This is a genomic window from Pseudomonas sp. NPDC087615, from assembly GCF_044743445.1.
Classification (GTDB): Bacteria; Pseudomonadota; Gammaproteobacteria; order Pseudomonadales; family Pseudomonadaceae; genus Aquipseudomonas; species Aquipseudomonas baetica_A.
Map to the genome: position 1 here is coordinate 86179 of NZ_JBIUWM010000022.1, position 4907 is coordinate 91085.

Annotated in this window: 3 protein-coding genes and 2 pseudogenes; all 5 read right to left on the bottom strand. The window is 57.5% G+C overall.

Features of this window, described 5'->3' with window-relative positions:
• Positions 1-278: pseudogene (locus tag ACIOU6_RS13385) on the bottom strand (polyribonucleotide nucleotidyltransferase); the annotation flags it as partial.
• Between the two features lie 195 nt (positions 279-473).
• A pseudogene (rpsO, locus tag ACIOU6_RS13390) lies at positions 474-743 on the bottom strand (30S ribosomal protein S15).
• Positions 744-885: 142 nt separating this feature from the next.
• Positions 886-1803, bottom strand: coding sequence for a tRNA pseudouridine(55) synthase TruB (gene truB / locus ACIOU6_RS13395; RefSeq protein ID WP_401136863.1), 918 nt, complete (start codon positions 1801-1803; stop codon positions 886-888).
• A gap of 4 nt (positions 1804-1807) precedes the next feature.
• Positions 1808-2209, bottom strand: coding sequence for a 30S ribosome-binding factor RbfA (gene rbfA, locus ACIOU6_RS13400; RefSeq protein WP_095191053.1), 402 nt, complete (start codon positions 2207-2209; stop codon positions 1808-1810).
• 159 nt (positions 2210-2368) lie between these two features.
• Positions 2369-4900, bottom strand: coding sequence for a translation initiation factor IF-2 (gene infB, locus ACIOU6_RS13405; protein WP_401136866.1), 2532 nt, complete (start codon positions 4898-4900; stop codon positions 2369-2371).
• Between the last annotated feature and the right edge of the window lie 7 nt (positions 4901-4907).

The window sequence follows — 4907 nt, forward strand, 5'->3', positions numbered from 1 at the left end:
CGGCAAGTCAGGGTTTCTTTCTCGGAACGACGGCCTACACGCTTGAAGAAACCGCCAGGGATCTTACCGGCAGCGTAAGTCATTTCCTGGTAGTGAACGGACAGAGGGAAGAAGCCCTTGCCCGGATCAGCTTGCTTGGCACCAACAACAGTCACCAATACGCTGACGTCGTCGTCAACGGTGACCAATACTGCGCCGGAGGCCTGACGGGCGATACGGCCAGTCTCGAGGGTAACGGTCGACTGACCGAACTGGAATTTTTTGATTACCGGGTTCACGGTGTCCTACCTTCTTTTGTGGCTCTTGGGGGAACTGGTTTCTTGCGAAATTCTTGGGCAATGTCGGGAGTCGGCCCAACGCCTGTCCAGGGTAAAACGTGTATCCAGATAAAACTTGAGGCTGGAAGCCTGCAAGGCGCCAGCGGTAAACCGCTGACGCCTGACAGACAACCAACCTCATAGCGCAATCGCTGATTAGCGACGCAGACCCAGGCGACCGATCAGAGTCTGGTAACGACCCAGATCCTTGCCTTTCAGGTAGTCCAGCAGCTTGCGGCGCTGGTTTACCATGCGGATCAGACCACGACGGGAGTGGTGATCTTTACCGTAGTCCTAGAAGTGACCTTGCAGTTTGTTGATGTTGTGGGTCAGCAGAGCAACTAGCACTTCTGGCGAACCAGTGTCACCAACAGCTTGCTGGTAGTCAGCAACTATTTGAGCTTTTTCTTGAACGTCGAGAGCCATGAGGCAATCCTTTTATCAGGAAACTGTTTCAAGGAAACAGCTTCAACAGGCCAGGGACAAATCCCTGTATCTATAAATGAGTCGTGACCGTGCCTGTTAACAGCCACACTCGCCGACCTGCTGTTACACAGGCCGGTTCCGGTCATTCTGACCGAATCAAGCGACGTGGCGCGATGCGCCCGTCTTCGCTCACTTCACCGATACCGATGAAGCGACCATTGTGATCCTGTACCCGCACCATGCCGAACTTCGGAGCATCCGGAGCACGAACCGGTTGGCCGTTAAGCCAGTAGAACGCACTCGCTTCAGAGAAGTGCAGCAACGGCCAATCCAGCAGGCCGCTGTCCGATGGCATCAGGAAGCGGTCGACCGCTTCGTTGCCGCCTTCGGCATGTACGGCTTCCAGCTCTTCGAGAGTCACGGTCTGCGCCAGGGTGAAAGGCCCGGCCTGGGTACGGCGCAATTCTGCGACGTACGCACCACAACCGAGTTGCTCACCGATATCCTCCACCAGGGTGCGAATATAGGTGCCCTTGCTGCAATCCACCGCAAGGCGCGCAGTATCGCCCTCGAAGGCCAGTAATTCCAAGCGCGCAATAGTAACAGAACGCGGTTCGCGCTCCACTACTTCGCCTGCACGAGCCAGCTTGTACAGCGGCTGACCATCTCGCTTGAGCGCCGAGTACATCGGCGGTATCTGACTGATTTGACCGCGAAATTTCGGCAGAACCGCCTCGACATCGGTGCGACCAACGGTCACCGGACGCTCCTGCAAAACCTCACCTTCGGCATCTGCCGTGGTGGTGGTCTTGCCCAGTTGCGCCAGGGTTTCGTAACCCTTGTCGGAATCGAGCAGATATTGCGAAAACTTGGTGGCCTCGCCGAAGCACAGCGGCAAAACGCCAGTGGCCAGCGGATCGAGACTGCCGGTATGCCCAGCCTTTTCGGCGTTGAGCAACCAGCGCACCTTCTGCAACGCGGCGTTGGAGGTGAACCCCTGCGGCTTATCGAGCAGAATGATACCGCTGACGTTACGACGGATACGTTTGACCTGAGCCACCGAATTACTCCTTGGTGTCTTCAGGTTCAGCAACTGCCGGGTGCTGATTGTCTTCAGCCACGGCGCGCTCGATCAGGGCCGACAGGTGCGCACCACGCACGACGCTTTCGTCGTAGTGGAAGTGCAATTGCGGCACGCTGCGCAACTTCATTTCGCGGGCCAATTGCATACGCAGGAAACCTGCGGCGGCATTCAGTACCTTGATGCTTTGCGCGATGTCTTCGGCATTGTCCTGCCCCATCACGGTGATGAAGATCTTCGCGTGACCGACGTCACGGCTGACTTCCACAGCGGTAATGGTGACCAGGCCGACGCGCGGATCTTTGACTTCACGACGGATCAGTTGGGCCAGCTCACGCTGCATCTGATCGCCGATACGTTGGGTGCGGCTGTATTCTTTTGCCATGATTTGTTACCTGTTACTGCCCTACGGTGAAACCCGCAAGGTCTGAAAGCGGCAAACGCCCGGCCTGACAGAAGCCAGACCGGGCGTTGCGTTTAGAGTCCGAGTAATGCGCCACACATTGCAGTGCGGCCGACCATCACGGCTCCTGAAGTGCGCGAGTTAGAGGCTGCGAGCAACCTGAACCTTCTCGTAAACTTCGATCTTGTCGCCAGCTTTGACGTCGTTGTAGCTCTTGACGCCAATACCGCACTCCATGCCGGCACGTACTTCGGAAGCGTCATCCTTGAAGCGGCGCAGGGATTCCAGCTCGCCTTCGAAGATAACGATGTCTTCACGCAGTACACGGATCGGACGGTTACGGTGCACAACACCTTCGATCACCATGCAACCAGCGATCGCGCCAAACTTCGGCGAACGGAACACGTCACGCACCTCGGCGATACCCAGGATGTTCTCGCGAACATCGCTGCCGAGCATACCGGTCAGGGCTTTCTTGACGTCTTCGATGATGTCGTAGATCACGTTGTAGTAACGCATATCCAGACCTTCCTGCTCGACGATCTTCCGTGCGCCAGCATCGGCACGCACGTTGAAACCGAACAGTACAGCGTTGGAAGCCAGTGCCAGGTTAGCGTCGGACTCGGTGATACCACCGACACCGCCGCCCACTACGCGCACTTGCACTTCGTCGTTGCCCAGGCCATTCAAGGCACCGTTCAACGCTTCCAGCGAACCACGGACGTCGGATTTGAGGACGATGTTGAGCGTCTTCTTCTCGGCCTGACCCATGTTTTCAAAGATGTTTTCCAGCTTGCCGGCGTGAGCGCGAGCCAGTTTGACTTCGCGGAACTTGCCTTGACGGAACAGAGCCACTTCACGGGCTTTCTTCTCGTCAGCCACTACGCTCATCTCGTCGCCAGCGTCCGGGGTACCGTCCAGGCCGAGAATCTCGACAGGGATGGAAGGACCGGCTTCCTTGATTGGCTTGCCGTTCTCGTCGAGCATGGCGCGAACGCGACCATAGTTCGAACCGACCAGCACCATGTCGCCTTGGCGCAGGGTACCGTCTTGGACCAGCACAGTTGCAACCGGGCCACGACCTTTATCGAGACGCGATTCAACCACGACACCACGGCCAGGAGCCGAAGGAGTCGCTTTCAGTTCGAGAACTTCAGCCTGCAGCAATACGGCTTCGAGCAGTTCGTCCACGCCAGTACCGACTTTCGCCGAAACCGGTACGAACGGCGTATCACCGCCCCACTCTTCCGACGTCACACCGTGAACCGACAGTTCGCTGCGGATGCGATCAAGATCAGCACCCGGCTTGTCGATTTTGTTCACTGCAACCACCAGTGGAACGCCAGCCGCTACAGCGTGCTGAACAGCTTCAATGGTCTGCGGCATTACGCCGTCGTCGGCTGCAACAACCAGAATCACGATGTCGGTCGCCTTGGCACCACGAGCACGCATTGCGGTAAACGCGGCGTGACCCGGGGTATCAAGGAAGGTGACCATGCCGCGTTCGGTTTCAACGTGGTAAGCACCGATGTGCTGGGTGATACCGCCGGCTTCGCCAGCAGCAACCTTGGCACGACGGATGTAGTCGAGCAGCGAAGTCTTACCGTGGTCAACGTGGCCCATTACGGTCACGACTGGCGCACGGGAGAACGACTCACCTTCAAACTTCAGGGACTCGGCCAGGGAATCTTCCAGAGCGGTGTCGCTGACCAGGGTCACTTTGTGGCCCAGTTCTTCGGCTACCAGTTGAGCAGTTTCCTGATCAAGCACCTGGTTGATGGTCGCTGGAGTACCCAGTTTGAACATGAACTTGATGATTTCAGCAGCCTTGACCGACATCTGATTGGCGAGATCGCCAACGGTGATGGTCTCGCCGATCTGCACATCACGCACGACAGGGCCGGTTGGGCTCTGGAAACCGTGAGCGTTACGCTTCTTCAGCTTGGACTTGCCGCGACCACCACGACGGAAGCCGTCGCTCTCTTCGTCGGTAGTACGTGGCGCGACACGTGGCGCTGGCGCTTTTTCTTTGACCGATGCGCGATGCGGAGCGTTTTTACGCTCGCCGTCACCACCGCCACTGCGACGATTGTTGTCGTCGGCACGTGGTTTGTCCGGACGACGCTGTTCGTTCTGCTTGTTACGAGCGTCAGCAGACGGTGCTGGAGCAGCGGCGGCCACCGGTGCGCTTTCGCGTACTGGTTGGGCAGCTGCAGCCGGCGCCGAAACGGCGTCGTTGGTAGCGGTTTTGGCAGCAGCAGGCTGGCGACGCGCTTCTTCTTCGGCGCGTTGCTTGGCTTCTTCTTCAGCCTTCTGACGCGCAGCATTTTCTACTGCGCGACGCTCATCCAGTTCACGCTTGCGCTCGGCTTCGATTTCTTCCGGGCTACGCTGTACGAAAACTTTCTTTTTGCGAACTTCAACACTGATGCTCTTGCTACCAGCCACGCGCAGGGTGCTGGTGGTTTTACGCTGCAGCGTGATCTTGCGTGGTTCTTCCACTTTCGCCTTGTGGCTGCTTTTCAAGTGAGTCAGCAAAGATTGCTTCTCACTGTCAGTCACATTTTCTTCGGCGGCGGTGTGCGGCAGACCTGCCTCACGCATCTGCTGCAACAGGCGCTCTACCGGTGTTTTGACCTCATCGGCCAGTTGTTTAAACCTGAATTTCGTCATTCACATA

Excerpts from the sequence above, each read along its gene's own strand:
- rbfA (WP_095191053.1), bottom strand. The coding sequence starts at position 2,209 with ATGGCAAAAGAATACAGCCGCACCCAACGTATCGGCGATCAGATGCAG.
- infB (WP_401136866.1), bottom strand. The coding sequence starts at position 4,900 with ATGACGAAATTCAGGTTTAAACAACTGGCCGATGAGGTCAAAACACCG.